Genomic DNA, 19,143 nt, shown 5'->3' with positions numbered 1-19,143 from the left:
GCTCCTGGTGACCGGGTGCGCGACGATGCCCGACAGCGGGGACGTGCAGGCGGTGAAGGGCTCCAACACGGGTGACTCGCAGGTGCGGGTCTACGCCGTCGCCCCCCGGGAGAACGCGGACCCGGACGAGATCGTCGACGGCTTCCTGGAAGCCATGACCAGTGACGACTCCGGTTTCGCCACCGCCCGCAAGTACCTCACGAAGAAGGCCGCGCAGAGCTGGAGGCCGGAGCAGAGCATCACCGTGCTCACCACCGCGCCCGACCGCGAGCCGACCGCCCGCAACGCCGACCCCGACAACCAGGGGCGTGCCTTCCCGCTCTCCGGCCGCAAGATCGCGACCGTGGACGCCCGCCACGCCTACCAGCCGAACAGCCCCACGGAGTACCTGCAGTCGATCCACGTCGTGCAGCAGCCGTCGGCGAACGGCAAGGGCAAGGAGTGGCGCATCGACAGCCTCCCGCCCGGCCTGGTCCTCGGTGAGGCGGACTTCCTCCGCAACTACCGTTCGGTCAACAAGTACTACTTCGCCTCCGGGGAGGACTGGGTCGTCGCCGACCCGGTCTACATCCGGCAGCGCCAGGACCCCGTCACCCGGATGGACCCGGTGACGCAGACGGTCAAGGCGCTGCTCGAGGGTCCGACGAACTGGCTGAAGCCCGCCGTCGACTCGCAGTTCCCCTCCGGTACGGAGCTGAAGACCGGCGTCACCACCCTGACCACGGACGACCAGTCCACGCTGAGGGTGCCGCTCAACGGCAGGGCGGACCGGGCCGGCGGCGAGGCGTGCCGGCGGATGGCGGCGCAGCTGCTGTTCACGCTGGGCGACCTGACCTCCGTACGGGTCGAGCAGGTGGAGCTCCTGGGGTCGGCCGGGCAGTCGCTGTGCCGGCTGGGCAAGGGGCAGGCGGCCGAGTTCGCGGCGGTGCGGGACGCCGACCGCGAGGAGCACCCGTACTTCGTCGACGAGCACGGCAAGCTGATGATGCTCCTGGTCGGCGGCAAGGAGGCGAACGCGCCGATGGAGGTGCCGGGGCCGTTCGGCAAGGGCACGGTGCCGCTCCGTTCGGTCGCCGTCGACCGGGGCGAGACCCGGGCCGCCGGGGTCGGGCAGACCGGCCGCGAGCTGTTCGTCTCCTCCATGACGACGGAGCAGGACGCGCTGTCGCCGGTCCTGACCAGCAAGGCCGCCCGGCCGGACGACCGGCTGTCCGGGCCCAGCTGGGACGGCAGGGGCGATCTGTGGGTGGCCGACCGGAACCCCGCCGCGCCCCGGCTGTGGATGGTCCCGGGCGGCTCCGGGCACCCGGTCGAGGTCCGCACGCCGTGGCTCGGTGACGACGTCCGCATCGAGTCCCTGCGGGTCTCCGCCGACGGCGTACGGATCGCGCTCGTGGTCACGCGGGGCGAGGACACGACCCTGCAGATCGGCCGGATCGAGCGACAGACGACGGGCGGGGAGCCGGTCGTCTCGGTCGTGGGCCTGCAGTCCGCCGCACCCCGGATGGAGTCGGTCACGGCCGTCTCCTGGGCCGGGCCCAGCCGGCTCGTCGTGGTCGGCAAGGAGGCGGGCGGCGTCCAGCAGATCCGCTACCTCCAGACCGACGGCTCGACCTCGACGACCTCGGTGCTCCCCGGCCTGAACGGGGTGAGCTCGGTGACCGCCCCGCACGAGGGCACGGTGCCGGTGGTGGCCGATTCCGACGACGGGATCGTGCGGCTGGCGCCGGGGACGAACTGGCAACCGGTGGCGAAGAAGGGGTTCTTGCCGGTCTACCCCGGCTAGGACGACCTCCGCGGGGCGCCACCGGCTCCGGCCGCGGGGCCCGGGGTTGCTCGCTCAGGTTCGGCCGCCGGGGCCCGGGGCGCTTGCCGAGGGCTGCTCGCGGGGCCGTACCTGACGTACTCGGGGCGTGGCGGACGGGTTTTCCACAGGGGTGGCCGGGAGGCGCCCGGAGGCGCACAGTGGAGCCATGCGGGGGTGGTGGCGCGAGATCGCCGGACTGGTGCTGCCGGTCGCCTGCGGAGGCTGCGGCAGACCGCGGACCGAGCTGTGCGCGGCGTGCGCGGACGCGCTCGCGGGGACACCGCCGCGCCGGGTGAGGCCCGCGCCCGAGCCCGCCGGACTGCCCGTGGTCCACGCCGCCGCGCCGTACGCCGACTCCGTACGGGAGCTGCTCCTCGCCCACAAGGAGCGCGGGGCCCTCGGGCTCGCCGGCCCCCTCGGCGGCGCCCTCGCCGGGGCCGTGGAGGCCGCTGCCCGGCCCGGGACGGGGGCCGCGGACGGGCCGCTGCTCCTCGTGCCCGTGCCCTCCTCGCGGCGTTCCGTACGGGCGCGTGGCCACGATCCGACGCGGCGGATCGCGCGGGCGGCGGCGGTCCGGCTGCGGCGGTCGGGGAGGCCGGCGCGGGTCGTGCCCGTGCTCCGGCAGCGGCGGTACGTGGCGGACCAGGCCGGGCTCGGGGCGCGCGGGCGCCTCGCCAACCTGACGGGGGCGCTGGAGGTCGTGCCGGGCGGCGCGCGGCTCCTGGCGGAGGGAAGGGTCGTCCTCGTGGACGACCTGATGACCACGGGCGCCTCGCTCGCGGAGGCGGCGCGCGCCCTCGGAGCCGTACGCCTTCCGTTCATTCCCGGAATACCGCACGGCTTACCGGCCGGTTCGGCGCAGCACGAAATCGAACAGCGGGTGGCGGCTGTGATCGCATCCTCTCCCGCTTCGTTCGAAATAAACCGGAACTCGCCGGAAACTTGGATCGTTGCAGGTGGTGAGAGGTGAAAGCATCCGTACGGAGGTATGTCGCAGCAGCGGGTGCCGACACCCGTCCGAAGGGGCTATGTTCGGTTGTGAGGAATGGAAAAAAGTCATCGCCTCACTGAATACGGTTGCGCCTACAGGACAGGAGTTCAGGGCGAATTAACCTCTTGTCGACGGGGTGGGGATCTTGTCGACTGGGGAGGAGGAGGGCGAAGTCGCCAAGTCCGATCTCCGGTGACACCACCGGAGTCTGGTGCAAAGGGAGATGCCCTGCGGCCGAGGGGCCGACCAGGGCGATCCGGGAACGGAGTTCTGCGTGGACATCGTCGTCAAGGGCCGCAAGACCGAGGTGCCCGAGCGGTTCCGCAAGCACGTGGCCGAGAAGCTGAAGCTGGAGAAGATCCAGAAGCTCGACGGCAAGGTGATCAGCCTCGACGTCGAGGTGTCCAAGGAACACAACCCGCGGCAGGCCGACAGGTCTGACCGCGTGGAGATCACCCTCCACTCCCGAGGCCCGGTGATCCGGGCGGAAGCGGCGGCAGGCGACCCGTACGCAGCGCTCGACCTCGCCAGCGACAAGCTCGAGGCGCGACTGCGCAAGCAGCACGACAAGCGATACACCCGGCGTGGCAACGGCCGGCTGTCCGCGGCGGAGGTCGGGGACGTGGTGCCCGGCGCCGCCCAGCTCAACGGGGACGGCCAACTGGCCGTCGACGAGGCCGAGAAGGTGCCCACCACGATGATGGGCTCCATCGAGGTCCAGGGCGAAGGCCCGCTCGTGGTCCGCGAGAAGACCCACCGGGCCGCACCGATGACGCTCGACCAGGCGCTCTACGAGATGGAGTTGGTCGGGCACGACTTCTACCTCTTCGTCGACTCCGACACCAAGCAGCCGAGCGTCGTCTACCGGCGACACGCCTACGACTACGGCGTCATCCACGTGGAGAGCGACCCGCTCGCCGAGGGCGGCGGCGCCGGCGGTGCGCTCGGCGGCTGACCCGCCGTACCGGGCCGCCTCCGAACAGGTGTCCTTCTCGGTGCCCCTGGAGCGCGATGCGCGCCCCCAGGGGCACCCCCGTGCGTCCGCGGAGCACCCCCGTCGTCGTCCGGGCATGAAATCATGGCGTGCACGCCAACCGGTGCCGATCGCGTACGGGTTGGAGGACCGGAAACGAATTCAGGCCACGGCCTTCAGGGGGAGGAACGATGGCGGACAGCTTCGGACCGGTGCTCAGCGAGCGCGAGCACGGTGGCGCGGTACCGGAGGGATCGGAATCGGACGGCGGGGCATTCCGCAAGGAGCCGATCCGGGTCCTCGTCGTGGACGACCACGCCCTCTTCCGTCGCGGTCTCGAGATCGTCCTCGCCCAGGAAGAGGACATCCAGGTGGTCGGCGAGGCGGGTGACGGCGCCGAGGCCGTCGACAAGGCCGCAGATCTGCTTCCCGACATCGTCCTGATGGACGTGCGGATGCCCCGGCGCGGCGGCATCGAGGCGTGCACCTCCATCAAGGAGGTGGCCCCCAGCGCGAAGATCATCATGCTGACGATCAGCGACGAGGAGGCCGACCTCTACGAGGCGATCAAGGCGGGGGCCACGGGCTACCTCCTCAAGGAGATCTCCACCGACGAGGTCGCCACCGCGATCCGCGCGGTCGCCGACGGACAGTCGCAGATCAGCCCGTCGATGGCCTCCAAGCTCCTCACCGAGTTCAAGTCGATGATCCAGCGCACCGACGAGCGCCGGCTCGTGCCCGCGCCCCGGCTGACCGACCGCGAGCTGGAGGTCCTCAAGCTCGTCGCGACCGGCATGAACAACCGGGACATCGCCAAGGAGCTGTTCATCTCGGAGAACACGGTGAAGAACCACGTCCGGAACATCCTGGAGAAGCTCCAGCTGCACTCCCGGATGGAGGCCGTGGTCTACGCGATGCGGGAGAAGATCCTCGAGATCCGCTAGCCCCGCCCCCGCCGGCCCCGACCCCGGCCCCCGCCGGCCCCGGCTCCCGCTAGCCCAGGGCCGCCACCAGGTCCTTCGCCAGCTCCGGGCGGTCCACCCGCTCCACCGTCACCGCGTCGCAGCCCACCCACTCGGCCGCCTCGCGCAGCGCCCGCGCCACCGCCGGCACGGCCTTGGGGCCGTCGAGCGTCACCTGCCGGGCGACGAGCGTCCGGCCCTCCCGCGCCGGGTCCACCCGGCCGACCAGCCGGCCCCCGGCGAGCACCGGCATCGCGAAGTAGCCGTGGATCCGCTTCTGCTTCGGCACGTACGCCTCCAGGCGGTGCGTGAAGCCGAAGATCCGCTCCGTGCGGGCCCGCTCCCAGATCAGCGAGTCGAAGGGCGAGAGCAGCGTCGTGCGGTGCCGACCGCGCGGCTCGGCGGAGAGCGCCGCCGGGTCCGCCCAGGCGGGCTTCCCCCAGCCCGCCACCGTCACCGGCACCAGACCCGACGCCTCGACCACCGCGTCGAACTGCTCGCCCTTGATCCGGTGGTAGTCCGCGATGTCCGCGCGCGTGCCCACGCCGAGGGCCTCGCCCGCCTGCCGCACCAGACGCCGCACGCACTCGGCGTCGTCGAGCTCGTCGTGGAGCAGCGCCTGCGGGATCGCCCGCTCGGCCAGGTCGTAGACCCGCTTCCAGCCGCGCCGCTCCGTGACCACGACCTCGCCGTACATCAGGGCCCGCTCGACGGCGATCTTGCTGTCGGACCAGTCCCACCACTCGCCCTTGTTCTTCGCGCCGCCCAGCTCGGTCGCCGTCAGCGGGCCCTGGTCCCGCAGCTGGTCGATCACCTTCTCGTACGCCCCGGACGACAGCTCGTGCGCCCAGTGCGGGCGGTTGCGGTAGGCACGCCGGCGGAAGGCGAAGTGCGGCCACTCCTCGACGGGCAGGACGCAGGCGGCGTGCGACCAGTACTCGAAGGCGTGGGCCCCCGTCCAGTACGCCTCCTCCACGGTCGCGCGGCCCACGGCGCCCAGCCGTGCGTACGGGATGAGCTCGTGGGAGCGGGCGAGGACCGAGATGGTGTCGAGCTGGACCTGCCCGAGCGACCGGAGGACCCCGCGCACTCCGGCCCTGCGGTCCGGTGCGCCCAGGAAGCCCTGGGCGCGCAGGGCGATCCTGCGGGCTTCGTCGGCGGACAGTTCGGCGGCGGGGCGCGGCGCAGTCGTCATGGACCGCACCCTAGGCCCCGGCACCGACAGTCACACCGCCCCGGCCGGACGCCCGGGGGCAGGGAGGTACGGCAGGGGGCTCGGCAGGCCGAAGTCGGAGGGGAGCAGGGCGCCGACCCAGGCGTCCCGGAGGGTGCCCTTGTTGGAGACGCCGGCGCGCTGGACGCCCTCGACGACGAAGCCGACCCGCTCGGCCACCGCGCGCGACCCGACGTTGCCGACCTCGGCGCGCCAGACCAGGCGGGTGCAGCCGAGCCCGGTGAAGGCCCAGTGGGCCAGGGCGCGCACGGCCTCCGTCATGTGGCCGTGGCCGCGGGCCCCGGCGGCGAGCCAGAAGCCGACCTCCCAGACGCCGGCACCCCGGTCGTGCAACGAGACGGCGGCGATCAGCGGGCCCCCGGCGAGCGGCTCCACGGCGAAGGAGTACTCCTTGTCCCCCCGCCAGCCGTCCGGGACCAGCTGGTTCAGGAAGAACTCCGCGTCCTCGCGCTCGTACGGGGAGGGGACGGTCGTCCAGCGCTGGATGGCGGGGTCCTGGCAGAGGGCGTACACGGTGTCGACGTCCTCGGGCACGAAGGTCCGCAGACGCAGCCGGTCGGTGGTGAGGGTGATGGGTTCCATGCCGGGATTGTGGTGAGCGCGCGGACCGGAAGCGAACACTTTTCGGGTGGGGCGGCACCTTCCGCCCACCTCGTGCGTTCTCTTTACGGGCGGACGTACGGCTCCGGCACTGCGGGCCTCCCTGTGCGAGGGCGGTCTCGCTTACGATGGCCGTTGCGGTGGGGACCACCTGCCGTGCCCGCGCTCGCGTCCATCACAAGACCCAGTGCCAGGCCCGACCGGCAAGGAGACCAGCCTCAGTGTCCGTCTTCAACAAGCTCATGCGTGCAGGCGAAGGCAAGATCCTGCGCAAACTGCACCGCATCGCGGACCAGGTCAACTCCATCGAAGAGGACTTCGTCAACCTCTCCGACGCCGACCTGCGGGCGCTCACCGAGGAGTACAAGCAGCGGTACGCCGACGGCGAGAGCCTCGACGACCTGATGCCCGAGGCCTTCGCGACCGTCCGCGAGGCCGCCAAGCGCGTCCTCGGCCAGCGCCACTACGACGTCCAGCTGATGGGCGGCGCCGCCCTCCACCTCGGTTACGTCGCCGAGATGAAGACCGGTGAGGGCAAGACCCTCGTCGGCACCCTCCCGGCGTACCTCAACGCGCTCTCCGGCAAGGGCGTCCACCTGATCACGGTCAACGACTACCTGGCCGAGCGCGACTCCGAGATGATGGGCCGCGTCCACAAGTTCCTCGGCCTGTCCGTCGGCTGCATCCTGGCCAACATGACGCCGGCCCAGCGCCGTGAGCAGTACGCCTGCGACATCACGTACGGCACGAACAACGAGTTCGGCTTCGACTACCTGCGCGACAACATGGCGTGGTCCAAGGACGAGCTCGTCCAGCGCGGCCACAACTACGCCTGTGTCGACGAGGTCGACTCCATCCTCGTCGACGAGGCCCGTACGCCGCTGATCATCTCCGGCCCCGCCGACCAGGCGACCAAGTGGTACGGCGACTTCGCCAAGCTGGTCACCCGGCTGAGCAAGGGCGAGCCCGGCAACCCGCTCAAGGGCATCGAGGAGACCGGCGACTACGAGGTCGACGAGAAGAAGCGCACCGTCGCCATCCACGAGGCGGGCGTCGCCAAGGTCGAGGACTGGCTGGGCATCGACAACCTCTACGAGTCGGTGAACACCCCGCTCGTCGGTTACCTGAACAACGCCATCAAGGCGAAGGAACTGTTCAAGAAGGACAAGGACTACGTCGTCATGGACGGCGAAGTCATGATCGTCGACGAGCACACCGGCCGTATCCTCGCCGGCCGCCGCTACAACGAGGGCATGCACCAGGCGATCGAGGCGAAGGAGGGGGTGCAGATCAAGGACGAGAACCAGACGCTCGCCACGATCACCCTCCAGAACTTCTTCCGCCTCTACGACAAGCTCTCCGGCATGACCGGTACGGCCATGACCGAGGCGGCCGAGTTCCACCAGATCTACAAGCTCGGCGTCGTTCCGATCCCGACGAACAAGCCGATGCAGCGCAAGGACCAGTCCGACCTGATCTACCGGACCGAGGTCGCCAAGTTCGCCGCCGTCGTCGACGACATCGCGGAGAAGCACGAGAAGGGCCAGCCGGTCCTCGTCGGCACGACCTCCGTCGAGAAGTCCGAGTACCTCTCGCAGCAGCTCGCCAAGCGCGGCATCCCGCACGAGGTCCTCAACGCCAAGCACCACGAGCGCGAGGCCACGATCGTCGCCCAGGCCGGCCGCCGCGGCGCCGTCACCGTCGCCACCAACATGGCCGGTCGCGGTACGGACATCAAGCTCGGCGGCAACCCGGACGACCTCGCCGAGGCCGAGCTGCGCCAGGCGGGCCTGGACCCGGTCGAGCACGTCGAGGAGTGGGCCGCGGCCCTGCCCGGCGCCCTGGAGCGCGCCGAGAAGGCCGTGAAGGCGGAGTTCGAGGAGGTCAAGGAGCTCGGCGGGCTGTACGTCCTGGGCACCGAGCGCCACGAGTCGCGCCGCATCGACAACCAGCTGCGCGGTCGCTCCGGCCGTCAGGGCGACCCCGGCGAGTCCCGCTTCTACCTCTCGCTCGGCGACGACCTGATGCGCCTGTTCAAGGCGCAGATGGTCGAGCGCGTGATGGCCATGGCCAACGTGCCGGACGACGTGCCGATCGAGAACAAGATGGTCACCCGTGCCATCGCCTCCGCCCAGTCCCAGGTCGAGACCCAGAACTTCGAGACCCGCAAGAACGTCCTGAAGTACGACGAGGTCCTCAACCGGCAGCGCGAGGTCATCTACGGCGAGCGCCGCCGCGTCCTGGAGGGCGAGGACCTGCACGAGCAGATCAAGCACTTCATGGACGACACGATCGACGACTACATCCGCCAGGAGACCGCCGAGGGCTTCGCGGAGGAGTGGGACCTCGACCGTCTGTGGAACGCCTTCAAGCAGCTCTACCCGGTGAAGGTCACCGTGGAGGAGCTGGAGGACGCGGCCGGGGACCGGGCGGGCATCACCGCCGAGTTCATCGCCGAGTCCATCAAGGACGACATCCACGAGCAGTACGAGGCGCGCGAGGGGCAGCTCGGCTCGGACATCATGCGCGAGCTGGAGCGGCGCGTGGTCCTCTCCGTCCTCGACCGCAAGTGGCGCGAGCACCTCTACGAGATGGACTACCTCCAGGAGGGCATCGGCCTGCGCGCCATGGCGCAGAAGGACCCGCTGGTCGAGTACCAGCGCGAGGGCTTCGACATGTTCACCGCCATGATGGAGGGCATCAAGGAGGAGTCCGTCGGCTACCTGTTCAACCTGGAGGTCCAGGTCGAGCAGCAGGTCGAGGAGGTCCCGGTGCAGGCGTCCGCTCCGTCGCTCGCGAAGGAGGACGCCGTTCCGGCCGCGGCCGGGCGTCCGGAGATCCGCGCGAAGGGGCTCGACGCCCCGCAGCGGCCGGACCGGCTGCACTTCTCCGCGCCGACCGTGGACGGGGACGGCGGGGTCGTCGAGGGCGACTTCGGCTCCGACGACGCGGAGGGCGACGGGATGACCCGGGCCGAGCGTCGCAAGGCGCAGAAGAACGCGGGCGGCGGGCGTCGCCGCAAGAAGTGACGTCCTGACGTCCTGAGGAGCGTGGAGGGGTCGGTCGCCGGTGGGCGGCCGGCCCCTTCGTCATGGAGGGGCCGGCCCGGGTGCTTCGGGGGTCGCCCTTGCGTCAGGTGTGCCGGGCCGTCGTGCCGAGTCCGTCCAGTTCCACGGCGGCGCAGCGCCAGCGCTGGTCCTCGCCGCGCTCCAGGCGGAACGCCATGGCCCGCACCCGGGCGCCGGTGGCGATGGTCGCGAAGGCCTCGACGACGGACTGCGGAGCGTGCACCTGGACCGAGCAGCGGCGCAGGACCGGACGGGGGCCGTGCGAGCGCAGGGGCGTCTCGGGGGCGAGCCGTACGAGCTGCTCGTACGCGTCGCCGACGGTGTGGCCGAGCATCCAGTGGACGGGGCGCTCCCCGCTCAGCACGGCGAGCAGGCGCTCGGCGAAGACGGTGTGCGGGGGGAGCGCCCGGGGCGCGGTGCGGGAGGGGCCGCCTTGCGCGGGCGTACGGGGGCGGGGGCCGGCGGCGCCGCGCGGCCGGGTCCCGGCGGAACCGCGCGGGCGCGTGCCGGCCGGGCCGCCGGGGGCCGTGCGGGGGCGGGGGAGCGGGGAGGGCGTGGCGGTGAGCGTGGTGTTCATGACGGTCCCCTGTCGCTGCGTAACCGGGTGATACCGGTCGGTAACTTCCGTTGGGGATCTTGTACGGGCGGACTCCGGGCCCCCGCAAGGAGGCCGCCGCGGCGGGGCGGTCCCGAAACCGGATCACCTATCAGGGTGACGCGGTCGGAAATCGGCTCTCCGGCGCCCCGGCGGACGGCCCTCCCCGGTGGACGGACGGTGCGCCGGGCCCGCCACCCCGAAGGGGGACTCCGCACGTATCCTGAGGGCCTCTCCGTCTACGAAAGCGGCCTGCCATGCGCGTCTACGTCCCCCTGACCCTCCCCGGTCTCGCACAGGCGCACACGACGGGCGAGCTGGGTCCCGGTCCGCTGACCGCCTATGCCGTCACCCCCGCGCTGCGCGAGTGGTACGTCTCCGACGACATCGAGGAGTTGGAGTACGCGGCGCTCAACCGGGCCGCCTCCGCCTCCCTGCGGCTCCTCGCCGGTGACCCCGGGGCGCCCCGGCGCCGGATCGTCGTCGCCGTCGACGTGGCCGACAAGGACGCGACCGTCGACCCCGACCGCGGGCTCGACGGCGGCTCCATCGGCGAGGTCCGCGTCGCCGGAGCCGTCCCGTTGACCAAGGCCGCGGCCGTCCACGCCGACGCGGACGACGCCGAGGCGGACGTCACGGCGGCGGCGGACGCGCTGGGCGCGGCGGACCAGGGCGACGACGACGCCCGGTTCGTCGTCGACGGGGCCGAGGACCACGAGCTGCTGTGGTTCGGCGTGCAGGAGATCCCCGGACTGCTCGGCTGACCCCGCCCGCCCGGGCCCTCGCCGTTCCGGGCGGCGGGTACCGTCTCTCCATGGGGAAGCACGGAAAACACCTGGTCTGGGACTGGAACGGCACACTGCTCGACGACATCGACGCGGTGATCGGCGCGACGAACGCGGCCTTCGCCGAGCTCGGACTCGCGTCCATCACGCTCGAGCGGTACCGCGAGCTGTACACGGTGCCGGTGCCGAAGTTCTACGAGCGGCTGATGGGGCGGCTGCCGACGGACGAGGAGTGGACCGTCATGGACGGGACCTTCCACCGGCACTACTGGGCGCGGGCCGAGTCGTGCGGGCTCACCCTCGGCGCGGCGGAGCTGCTCGCGGCGCGGCAGGCGGCCGGGGCCACGCAGTCGCTGCTGTCGCTCGCGCCGCACGCGCATCTCGTGCCCCTGGTGCGGCGGTACGGGATCGCGGAGCGGTTCGTCCGTGTCGACGGCCGCCCCGACGCCTCCACCGACGGGAAGTCCGGGCACATGGTCCGCCACCTGACGGCGCTGGGGGTGGCGGCGGAGCGGGTCGTCGTCATCGGCGACGCGGCGGACGACGCGGTGGCGGCGGCGCACGTGGGGGCGCGGGCGGTGCTGTACACCGGCGGTTCGCACAGCCGGGCTTCGCTGGCGCGGGTGGGGGTGCCGGTGGTGGACTCCCTGGCCGAGGCCGTCGCCGTCGCGGAGGAGCTCGTCTAGGACGAGGTCCCCGCCCGCCCGGAGCGGGCGGGGCGGCGGGCGCGGTCCCCGCCCGCCCGGCCGCCACCACGGCTTCGGGGCGTCAGCCCTTCGCGCGGAGGACCTTCAGGAACTCGCGCATCCAGGTGGGGTGGTCCGGCCAGGCCCGGGACGAGACCAGGAGGCCGTCGACCACGGCCGCGGTGTCCTGGAAGGTCGCCCCGGCCGCCTGCATGTCGAGTTCCAGGGCCGGGTAGGCCGTGACGCGGCGGCCCTCCAGGCTGCCGACCGCCGCCGTCAGGAGCGGGCCGTGGCAGATCTGGGCCACCGGCTTGTCGGAGTCGAAGAAGGCCTTGAGGATCTTGCGGAGCTCCGGGTCGTTGCGCAGGTACTCCGGCGCCCGGCCGCCCGGGATCACCACCGCCGCGTAATCGCCCGGATCGACCTCCGAGAAGGCCAGGTCGGCGGGCCAGGTGTAGCCCGGCTTCTCCGTGTAGGTGTCGTAACCGGGCTCGAAGTCGTGGACGACGAAGCGGAGCGTCTTGCGCGCCGGGGCCGCGATGTGGACCTCGTAGCCCTCCTCCAGCAGCCGCTGGTAGGGGTACATCACCTCCAGGGACTCCGCCGCGTCACCGGTCACGATCAGGATCTTCGCCATGGCTCTCCCAGATCACAGGGGGTCGGTCCGTCGTGCTCTGTCCATGCTCGTGCCCCCACGTGTCGCTGTCCATATCGTCAAACTTCCCCCGCTCTTTTGTACGCATACGGCTCATGACGATTCGGGGGTCGAGGGCGATAGGCTTTTCCCGTGATCAGCGCGATACGCCGAGGGGGCAGCGAAGCCCCCGGCTGCCGCCCGGTCCGCGACAGCGGCCGGGTCGACCGTACGTTCGCCGATCCCCTCCGTCCGGGCGTGCCGCGTTCCGTGGCCGATAACGACCCGGGCATCTCTCATCCGGGCATAACGTCGACTTCGACCGGAATCACCGCGTCGTGGCGTTGTGCCCTTTCTTCCACCGACGTCACGCAACGGCGCGCGACAGGAGTCAGAGGACATGCAGACCAAGCTGGACGAAGCAAAGGCCGAGCTGCTCGAGAGGGCCGCTCGGGTAGCTGAGCACAGCCCTGTCGGGGGACGACTCCCGACGGGCCCGGAGGGCGCGGGGGAGCGCCCGGACCGGGACACCGTGCTCGACTACCTCCAGCGCTACTACCTGCACACGGCGCCCGAGGACCTCGCCGACCGCGACCCGGTCGACGTGTTCGGTGCCGCGCTCTCTCACTACCGGCTCGCGGAGAACCGCCCCCAGGGCACCGCGAACGTGCGCGTCCACACCCCGACGGTGGAGGAGAACGGCTGGACCAGCAGCCACTCCGTCGTCGAGGTCGTCACCGACGACATGCCCTTCCTCGTCGACTCGGTCACCAACGAGCTGTCCCGCCAGGGCCGCGGCATCCACGTCGTGATCCACCCGCAGGTCCTCGTCCGCCGTGACGTGGCCGGAAAGCTCATCGAGGTCCTGTCGACCCAGATCCAGGGCGAGCTGCCGCACGACGCGCTCGCCGAGTCCTGGATCCACGTCGAGATCGACCGCGAGACCGACCGCGCCGACCTCAAGCAGATCACCAACGACCTGCTGCGCGTCCTGTCCGACGTCCGCGAGACGGTCGAGGACTGGGAGAAGATGCGCGATGCCGCCCTGCGCATCGCCGACGGCCTCGCCGACGAGCCCACCGCCACCGACCTGCGGCCGACCGAGGTCGAGGAGGCCCGCGAGCTGCTGCGCTGGCTCGCCGACGACCACTTCACCTTCCTCGGCTACCGCGAGTACGAGCTGGTCGACGGCGACGCCCTGTCCGCCGTGCCCGGCACCGGCCTCGGCATCCTGCGCTCCGACCCGCAGCACGGCGCCGACGACCAGGGCCACCACGCCCACCCCGTCTCGCCCTCCTTCAGCCGGCTGCCCGCCGACGCCCGCGCCAAGGCGCGCGAGCACAAGCTGCTGATCCTGACGAAGGCCAACAGCCGGGCGACCGTGCACCGCCCCTCGTACCTCGACTACGTCGGCGTGAAGAAGTTCGACGCCGAGGGCAACGTCATCGGCGAGCGCCGCTTCCTCGGCCTCTTCTCGTCCGCCGCCTACACCGAGTCCGTCCGCCGGGTCCCCGTCGTCAAGCGCAAGGTCCAGGAGGTCCTGGCGGGCGCCGGCTTCTCGCCGAACAGCCACGACGGCCGCGACCTGCTCCAGATCCTGGAGACCTACCCGCGCGACGAGCTCTTCCAGACCCCGGCCGACCAGCTGCAGTCCGTCGTCACCAGCGTCCTGTACCTGCAGGAGCGGCGCCGGCTGCGGCTCTACCTGCGCCAGGACGAGTACGGCCGCTACTACTCGGCCCTCGTCTACCTGCCGCGCGACCGCTACACGACCCGCGTCCGGCTGCGGATCATCGACATCCTGAAGGAGGAGCTCGACGGCACCAGCGTCGACTTCACCGCCTGGAACACCGAGTCGATCCTCTCCCGGCTGCACTTCGTCGTCCGGGTCAAGCCCGGCACCGAGCTGGCGAAGCTCACCGACGCCGACGTCGACCGCATCGAGGCCCGGCTCGTCGAGGCCGCCCGCTCCTGGGCCGACGGCTTCGGCGAGGCGCTGAACGCCGAGTTCGGCGAGGAGCGCGCCGCCGAGCTGCTCCGCCGCTACGGCAACGCCTTCTCCGAGGGCTACAAGGCCGACCACTCGCCGCGCGCCGCCGTCGCCGACCTGGTCCGCATGGAGAACCTCGCCGCCAGCGGCAAGGACTTCGCGCTCTCCCTCTACGAGCCGGTCGCCGCCGGCCCCGGCGAGCGCCGCTTCAAGATCTACAAGACGGGCGACCAGATCTCCCTCTCCGCCGTCCTGCCGGTCCTCAACCGGCTCGGCGTCGAGGTGACCGACGAGCGTCCGTACGAGCTGCGCTGCGCCGACCGCACCCACGCCTGGATCTACGACTTCGGCCTGCGGATGCCGGCCGCCTCCGGGAACGGCGGCGACTACCTCGGCGACGACGCCCGCGAGCGCTTCCAGGAGGCCTTCGCCGCCACCTGGACCGGCCAGGCCGAGAACGACAACTTCAACTCGCTCGTCCTCTCCGCCGGGCTCACCTGGCGCGAGGCGATGGTGCTGCGCGCCTACGCCAAGTACCTGCGCCAGGCCGGGTCGACCTTCAGCCAGGACTACATGGAGGACACCCTCCGCGACAACGTCCACACCACCCGGCTGCTCGTCTCCCTCTTCGAGGCCCGGATGGCGCCGGAGCGCCAGCGCGCCGGGACCGAGCTGACCGACGGCATCCTGGAGGAGCTGGACGGCGCCCTCGACCAGGTCGCGAGCCTGGACGAGGACCGGATCCTGCGGTCCTTCCTCACCCTCATCAAGGCGACGCTGCGGACGAACTTCTTCCAGGCGGCGGCGGACGGCAAGCCGCACTCCTACGTGTCGATGAAGTTCGACCCGCAGGCCATCCCGGACCTGCCGGCGCCGCGCCCGGCCTTCGAGATCTGGGTGTACTCCCCGCGCGTCGAGGGCGTCCACCTGCGCTTCGGCAAGGTCGCCCGAGGCGGCCTGCGCTGGTCCGACCGCCGTGAGGACTTCCGCACGGAGATCCTCGGCCTGGTCAAGGCGCAGATGGTGAAGAACACCGTCATCGTGCCGGTCGGCGCCAAGGGCGGCTTCGTCGCCAAGCAGCTCCCGGACCCGTCCGTGGACCGGGACGCCTGGATGGCCGAGGGCATCGCCTCGTACAAGACCTTCATCTCGGCGCTCCTCGACATCACCGACAACCTGGTCGCGGGCGAGGTCGTGCCGCCGGTCGACGTGGTCCGCCACGACGAGGACGACACGTACCTGGTGGTCGCCGCCGACAAGGGCACCGCGACCTTCTCCGACATCGCCAACGGGGTCGCGGAGTCGTACGGCTTCTGGCTCGGCGACGCCTTCGCCTCCGGCGGCTCCGCCGGCTACGACCACAAGGGCATGGGCATCACCGCCCGCGGCGCCTGGGAGTCCGTCAAGCGGCACTTCCGCGAGCTGGGCCACGACACCCAGACCGAGGACTTCACCGTCGTCGGCGTCGGCGACATGTCCGGCGACGTCTTCGGCAACGGCATGCTGCTCTCCGAGCACATCCGCCTGGTCGCCGCCTTCGACCACCGCCACATCTTCGTCGACCCGAACCCGGACGCGGCCGTCTCGTACGCCGAGCGCCGCCGGCTCTTCGACCTGCCGCGTTCCTCGTGGGCGGACTACGACACCTCGCTGCTCTCGGCGGGCGGCGGCGTCCACCCCCGCAGCGCCAAGTCCATCCCGATCAACGCGCAGATGCGGGCCGCCCTGGGCATCGAGGACGGCGTCACCAAGATGACCCCGGCCGAGCTGATGAAGTCGATCCTGCAGTCGCCCGTCGACCTGCTGTGGAACGGCGGCATCGGCACGTACGTGAAGTCCTCGGTCGAGTCCAACGCCGACGTCGGCGACAAGGCCAACGACGCCATCCGCGTCGACGGCCAGGACGTCCGCGCCCAGGTCATCGGCGAGGGCGGCAACCTCGGCGCGACCCAGCTGGGCCGCATCGAGTTCGCCCGCTCCGGCGGACCGGAGGGCCAGGGCGGCAAGGTCAACACCGACGCCATCGACAACAGCGCCGGCGTCGACACCTCCGACCACGAGGTCAACATCAAGATCCTGCTCAACGGGCTCGTCGCCGAGGGCGACATGACCGTCAAGCAGCGCAACAAGATCCTCGCGGAGATGACGGACGAGGTCGGCCGGCTCGTCCTGCGCAACAACTACGCGCAGAACACGGCCCTGGCCAACGCCGTCGCCCAGTCGCCGTCCCTGCTCCACGCCCACCAGCGCTTCATGCGCCGCCTGGGCCGCGACGGGGCGCTCGACCGCCAGATCGAGTTCCTGCCCAACGACCGGCAGATCCGCGAGCTGCTGAACACCGGCCGGGGCCTGTCCCAGCCCGAGCTCGCCGTCCTCCTCGCGTACACCAAGATCACGGTGGCCGACGAGCTGATCGGCACGGAGCTGCCGGACGACCCCTACCTGCGCGGGCTGCTCCACGCGTACTTCCCGACGCTGCTGCGCGAGAAGTTCACCGAGGCCATCGACAACCACGCCCTGCGCCGCGAGATCGTCACGACGGTCCTGGTCAACGACACCGTCAACACCGGTGGCTCGACCTTCCTGCACCGCCTCCGCGAGGAGACCGGCGCGTCGATCGAGGAGATCGTCCGCGCGCAGACCGCCGCCCGGGTCGTCTTCCGCCTCGGCCAGGTCTGGGACGCCGTCGAGGCCCTCGACAACCAGGTGCCGGCCGACGTCCAGACCCGGATGCGGCTGCACTCCCGCCGGCTCGTCGAGCGCGGCACCCGCTGGCTGCTCAACAACCGGCCGCAGCCGCTCCAGCTCGGCGAGACCATCGAGTTCTTCGCCGACCGCGTCGAGGAGGTCTGGGCGCAGCTGCCGCAGCTGCTGCGCGGCGCGGACCTGGAGTGGTACCAGTCGATCCTGGACGAGCTGACCGAGGTCGGCGTGCCGGAGGAGCTCGCGCTGCGCGTCGCCGGCTTCTCCTCCGCCTTCCCGATCCTCGACGTCGTCGCGATCGCGGACCGGATGGGCAAGGAGCCGCTCGCGGTCGCCGAGGTCTACTACGACCTGGCCGACCGGCTGCGGATCACCGACCTGATGGACCGGATCATCGAGCTGCCGCGCAGCGACCGGTGGCAGTCGATGGCCCGTGCCTCGATCCGCGAGGACCTCTTCGCGGCGCACGCGGCGCTGACCGCCGACGTGCTGACGGCCGGCAACGGCACGACCAGCCCCGAGGAGCGGTTCAAGCAGTGGGAGGAGAAGAACGCGGCGCTCCTGGGCCGCGCGCGGACGACCCTGGACGAGATCCAGGGCTCGGACACCTTCGACCTGGCGAACCTCTCGGTGGCGATGCGGACGATGCGGACGCTGCTCCGCTCGCACAGCTAGAGCTAGAGCTGGTCGCGTAGGCGCGAGACGGGGGGCCCCGCCGGTTTTCCGGTCGGGGCCCCTCCTCATTCCGCGAGGGGCGTCGCCGTCGAGGTCCACAGGCGGCGGGCGGCGAGCAGGGCCGCCGCGAGGAGCAGGCCGTTGCGGAGCACCATGACGGCCAGGCCGGTGGTGGTGCCGTCCACCACGTCCGCGTAGAGGACGGGGTACGCGAGGGAGCTGAGGGCGGCCGTCGGGAGGAGCAGCAGGGCGACCGGGCGCATCACGGTGTCGCGCGAGGTCAGACAGACGGCGGCGAGGCCGATCAGCCAGATCATGTACTGGGGGCTGATCACCCGGCTGGTGACGGTGAAGAGCAGGACGGCGGTGAGGGCCGCGTCGAGCGGGGTGGCGGGGGTCCAGCGGCCGGCCTGGAGGCGCCACAGGAGCAGCCAGCCGAAGGCGAGGACGGTGAGCAGCAGGGCGAGGTGGCCGAGGGTGGAGACGTACGGGCCGACGTACTCGAAGGCCCCGTAGCGGAACTCGACCCTCCCCGACCAGGCGCCGGTGGCGCGGGCCACCGCGAGGGCCGTGCCGCCCAGGGACTCGATCTGGATGCCGCGGCCGCCCTGCTGGCGCAGGAAGCCCAGGGAATCGGAGAAGAGCAGCGCCAGGGTGGCGAGGAGCGCGAGGGCGGTGACGGCAGCGGCGGTCCAGGCCTCCCGGGTGGTACGGCCCCGGGGCGTGCCGATCAGGGCGAGCGCGGGCCACACCTTGACCATGGCGCCGATCCCGGCGAGCGCCCCGCCGAGCCGGTGGACGGCGGTGGAACGGGCGCCGACGGCGAGCAGGGCGAGCACGGCGAGGGCGGTGGTCTGCACGTCGTACCGGGCGAGCGGCAGGTGGAGGAGGAGGGGGAGGCCGCAGACCCAGATCCAGGCGCCGTGGGTGAGGCGGGCGCTGTCGGCGCGGGCGAGGGCGAACGTGACGACGGCGTCGGCGAGGAGGGTGAGGGCGACGAACGCCTGGAAGTAGGTGAGCCAGGGGAGGAGGCCCGGCGACATGATCACGAGCCCCGCGCCGGGCGGGTACTGCCAGGTGGCGTCGCCGGCCGGGAAGGTGCCGGCGGCGAACTGCCCGTACCAGTACTGGTAGAGGCCCACCTCGCGGCCCACCCCGCCGATGCCGAGGTCGTCGCGGACGAGCAGCAGGAGCATGCCGGCCCGGGCGAGGACCCAGACGGCGGCGAGGGCGAGGTCCGGGCCGCTGCCGACGGTGACGAAGGTGGCGGAGGTGAAGGTGTCCGAGTCGAAGGGGGACTTGGTGAGGGCGGGGGGTTCGCCCGCGGCGCGGGGCGGCGCGGGGGGCTCGCTGCCGGGGCGGGACCGGGCTTCGCCTTCGGGGCGGGACCGGGCCTCGCCTCCGGCGCGGGGCGGCGACTCAGGGCGATCGTTCGTCATC

The 19,143-nt window shown here is 71.7% G+C and carries 13 protein-coding genes; 8 read left to right on the top strand and 5 right to left on the bottom strand.

Annotated features, from left to right (window positions below; translation table 11 throughout):
• The first annotated feature begins 25 nt into the window (after positions 1 to 25).
• The 4 genes from ACZ66Z_RS31780 to ACZ66Z_RS31765 all read left to right on the top strand — a co-directional run bounded on the left by ACZ66Z_RS31780 (position 26) and on the right by ACZ66Z_RS31765 (position 4,715).
• Complete coding sequence (locus tag ACZ66Z_RS31780) at positions 26 to 1,786, top strand: LpqB family beta-propeller domain-containing protein (RefSeq protein ID WP_469939002.1); 1,761 nt, start codon at positions 26 to 28, stop codon at positions 1,784 to 1,786.
• A 187-nt stretch (positions 1,787 to 1,973) separates the two neighbouring features.
• Positions 1,974 to 2,777, top strand: a complete 804-nt coding sequence (locus ACZ66Z_RS31775) for a ComF family protein (protein WP_469939000.1) — start codon at positions 1,974 to 1,976, stop codon at positions 2,775 to 2,777.
• A gap of 295 nt (positions 2,778 to 3,072) precedes the next feature.
• Positions 3,073 to 3,753 carry a ribosome hibernation-promoting factor, HPF/YfiA family gene (gene hpf, locus ACZ66Z_RS31770; RefSeq protein WP_469938998.1) on the top strand — a complete coding sequence of 227 codons (681 nt, stop codon included), beginning with the start codon at positions 3,073 to 3,075 and terminating at the stop codon, positions 3,751 to 3,753.
• 209 nt (positions 3,754 to 3,962) lie between these two features.
• Positions 3,963 to 4,715 (top strand): response regulator, encoded by a 753-nt coding sequence (locus ACZ66Z_RS31765; RefSeq protein ID WP_469938997.1) that lies wholly within the window; start codon positions 3,963 to 3,965, stop codon positions 4,713 to 4,715.
• 49 nt (positions 4,716 to 4,764) lie between these two features.
• Here ACZ66Z_RS31765 and ACZ66Z_RS31760 read toward each other — a convergent pair whose 3' ends face one another.
• Together ACZ66Z_RS31760 and ACZ66Z_RS31755 are read right to left on the bottom strand one after the other, a co-directional pair.
• Positions 4,765 to 5,928, bottom strand: coding sequence for a winged helix-turn-helix domain-containing protein (locus ACZ66Z_RS31760; protein ID WP_469938995.1), 1,164 nt, complete (start codon positions 5,926 to 5,928; stop codon positions 4,765 to 4,767).
• Positions 5,929 to 5,958: 30 nt separating this feature from the next.
• The gene (locus tag ACZ66Z_RS31755; protein ID WP_469938993.1) at positions 5,959 to 6,549 is read right to left on the bottom strand and encodes a GNAT family N-acetyltransferase; all 591 of its coding nucleotides are present in this window, start codon (positions 6,547 to 6,549) and stop codon (positions 5,959 to 5,961) included.
• A 239-nt stretch (positions 6,550 to 6,788) separates the two neighbouring features.
• On the opposite strand from ACZ66Z_RS31755, the gene secA reads away from it, so the two are divergent.
• Complete coding sequence (gene secA / locus ACZ66Z_RS31750) at positions 6,789 to 9,596, top strand: preprotein translocase subunit SecA (protein WP_469938991.1); 2,808 nt, start codon at positions 6,789 to 6,791, stop codon at positions 9,594 to 9,596.
• A gap of 103 nt (positions 9,597 to 9,699) precedes the next feature.
• Here secA and ACZ66Z_RS31745 read toward each other — a convergent pair whose 3' ends face one another.
• Entirely contained in the window at positions 9,700 to 10,212 is a 513-nt protein-coding gene (locus tag ACZ66Z_RS31745; protein ID WP_469938989.1) for an Rv3235 family protein, read from the bottom strand.
• Between the two features lie 275 nt (positions 10,213 to 10,487).
• Here ACZ66Z_RS31745 and ACZ66Z_RS31740 point away from each other — a divergent pair, with 275 nt between their 5' ends.
• Positions 10,488 to 10,994: a DUF6912 family protein gene (locus ACZ66Z_RS31740; protein ID WP_469938988.1), complete on the top strand. Its 507-nt coding sequence runs from the start codon at positions 10,488 to 10,490 to the stop codon at positions 10,992 to 10,994.
• A 50-nt stretch (positions 10,995 to 11,044) separates the two neighbouring features.
• Positions 11,045 to 11,701 carry an HAD family hydrolase gene (locus tag ACZ66Z_RS31735; protein WP_469938987.1) on the top strand — a complete coding sequence of 219 codons (657 nt, stop codon included), beginning with the start codon at positions 11,045 to 11,047 and terminating at the stop codon, positions 11,699 to 11,701.
• A gap of 82 nt (positions 11,702 to 11,783) precedes the next feature.
• Here the strand turns inward: ACZ66Z_RS31735 and ACZ66Z_RS31730 are convergent, their stop codons facing one another.
• Positions 11,784 to 12,338, bottom strand: coding sequence for a DJ-1/PfpI family protein (locus ACZ66Z_RS31730; protein ID WP_469938986.1), 555 nt, complete (start codon positions 12,336 to 12,338; stop codon positions 11,784 to 11,786).
• Positions 12,339 to 12,735: 397 nt separating this feature from the next.
• Here ACZ66Z_RS31730 and ACZ66Z_RS31725 point away from each other — a divergent pair, with 397 nt between their 5' ends.
• Entirely contained in the window at positions 12,736 to 17,703 is a 4,968-nt protein-coding gene (locus ACZ66Z_RS31725) for an NAD-glutamate dehydrogenase (protein WP_469938985.1), read from the top strand.
• Between the two features lie 65 nt (positions 17,704 to 17,768).
• Here ACZ66Z_RS31725 and ACZ66Z_RS31720 read toward each other — a convergent pair whose 3' ends face one another.
• On the bottom strand, positions 17,769 to 19,142 hold the full coding sequence (locus ACZ66Z_RS31720) for a glycosyltransferase 87 family protein (protein ID WP_469938984.1): 1,374 nt from the start codon (positions 19,140 to 19,142) through the stop codon (positions 17,769 to 17,771).
• Position 19,143: the final 1 nt, after the last annotated feature.

This window comes from Streptomyces sp. NPDC107498 (genome assembly GCF_055582805.1).
This window is presented reverse-complemented; position numbering and strand designations above follow the sequence as displayed.

Excerpts from the sequence above, each read along its gene's own strand:
- ACZ66Z_RS31720 (WP_469938984.1), bottom strand. The coding sequence starts at position 19,142 with ATGACGAACGATCGCCCTGAGTCGCCGCCCCGCGCCGGAGGCGAGGCC.
- ACZ66Z_RS31755 (WP_469938993.1), bottom strand. The coding sequence starts at position 6,549 with ATGGAACCCATCACCCTCACCACCGACCGGCTGCGTCTGCGGACCTTC.
- ACZ66Z_RS31730 (WP_469938986.1), bottom strand. The coding sequence starts at position 12,338 with ATGGCGAAGATCCTGATCGTGACCGGTGACGCGGCGGAGTCCCTGGAG.
- ACZ66Z_RS31745 (WP_469938989.1), bottom strand. The coding sequence starts at position 10,212 with ATGAACACCACGCTCACCGCCACGCCCTCCCCGCTCCCCCGCCCCCGC.
- ACZ66Z_RS31760 (WP_469938995.1), bottom strand. The coding sequence starts at position 5,928 with ATGACGACTGCGCCGCGCCCCGCCGCCGAACTGTCCGCCGACGAAGCC.
- ACZ66Z_RS31765 (WP_469938997.1), top strand. The coding sequence starts at position 3,963 with ATGGCGGACAGCTTCGGACCGGTGCTCAGCGAGCGCGAGCACGGTGGC.
- ACZ66Z_RS31725 (WP_469938985.1), top strand. The coding sequence starts at position 12,736 with ATGCAGACCAAGCTGGACGAAGCAAAGGCCGAGCTGCTCGAGAGGGCC.
- ACZ66Z_RS31735 (WP_469938987.1), top strand. The coding sequence starts at position 11,045 with ATGGGGAAGCACGGAAAACACCTGGTCTGGGACTGGAACGGCACACTG.
- ACZ66Z_RS31740 (WP_469938988.1), top strand. The coding sequence starts at position 10,488 with ATGCGCGTCTACGTCCCCCTGACCCTCCCCGGTCTCGCACAGGCGCAC.
- ACZ66Z_RS31775 (WP_469939000.1), top strand. The coding sequence starts at position 1,974 with ATGCGGGGGTGGTGGCGCGAGATCGCCGGACTGGTGCTGCCGGTCGCC.
- ACZ66Z_RS31780 (WP_469939002.1), top strand. The coding sequence starts at position 26 with ATGCCCGACAGCGGGGACGTGCAGGCGGTGAAGGGCTCCAACACGGGT.